The 1,046-nt window shown below is 72.8% G+C and carries 1 protein-coding gene; it reads right to left on the minus strand.

The genetic code is table 11. The features are described 5' to 3' along the window. Positions 1-41: 41 nt before the first annotated feature. A complete protein-coding gene (locus AOK22_RS38645) occupies positions 42-857 on the minus strand; it encodes a 2,3-dihydro-2,3-dihydroxybenzoate dehydrogenase (protein WP_055703295.1) in 816 nt (271 codons plus the stop codon). Positions 858-1,046 lie beyond the last annotated feature (189 nt).

A 1,046-nucleotide genomic window follows, 5' to 3' on the forward strand; every position in this document is an offset into this window, starting at 1 on the left:
GCGCGGGGCCGTGCCCCTGCGCGGGGGCGGGGAGCCGGAGCTCAGCGCAGCGTCGCGCCGCCGTCGACGTACAGCTCTTGCAGGGTGATGTGTTTGGCCCGGTCCGAGGCGAGGAAGAGCACCGCGTCGGCGATGTCCTGGGGGCTGGCGATCCGGCCGAGGGGGATGCCCGTGCGGTACGTCTCCGGGTCGCCCGCGATGACGCTCGGCGGGACCTCCGACTGGCCCTCGGGCCACAGGGCCCGCTGCATGGCGGTGTCGGTGGAGCCCGGCGCGACCACGTTGCAGCGCACTCCGCTGCGGGCGATCTCCAGGCCGAGGCACTTGGTGAACATCGTGGCCGCCGCCTTCGACGCGGCGTACGCGGCCATGCCGGTGCGGGGGATGCCGGCGGCGTTGGAGGCGACGGTGACGATGCAGCCGGAGCCGCGCGCCGTCATGTGGGAGGCGGCGGCGCGGGAGGTGTGGAAGACGCCGGTCGTGTTCACGGCGAAGGTGTCGGCCCAGTCCGCGTCGGTGAGTTCGGCGACGGGGGCGCTGCGCAGGATGCCCGCGACGTTCACGAGGATGTCGAGGCCCGCGTGGTCGCGGACGACGCCGTCGACGACGGACGCGACCGCGGCGGGGTCCGTCACGTCCATGACGCGGGGCGTGATCGTGCCGGCGGAGCCGCGCGCGGAGGCGGCCAGTTCGTCGATGCCGTGGGCGTCGCGGTCGGTGGCGACCACGTGCGCGCCCCGTGCGGCGAGCGCGGCGGCGACCGCGGCTCCGATGCCCTGGCCCGCCCCGGTCACCAGAGCCGTACGCCCGGCGAACTCGCCCTCGGCGTGCGACTCGTTCCGTATGTGCTCTGGCATGGTGTGAGCGACCTCCCCCAGTGGTTTAGGTAAGCCTAACCTAACGTGTTCCACTCCCCAAGGGTCACGCGCCCCCTCTGAATGGTTAGGCTAGCCTCACCTTATGCATATGCGGAGTGCGCGCATAGCGGCTCCCGCTTCTCAATAGCCGGACCCGTCCGGGGGGTTGGCCGAGAAGGGGTGGGGGAG

This window comes from Streptomyces silaceus, assembly GCF_001419745.1.
Classification (GTDB): Bacteria; Actinomycetota; Actinomycetes; order Streptomycetales; family Streptomycetaceae; genus Streptomyces; species Streptomyces silaceus.

Bases quoted from the DNA above. Each gene is read 5' to 3' on its own strand.
- AOK22_RS38645 (WP_055703295.1), bottom strand. From the start codon at position 857: ATGCCAGAGCACATACGGAACGAGTCGCACGCCGAGGGCGAGTTCGCC.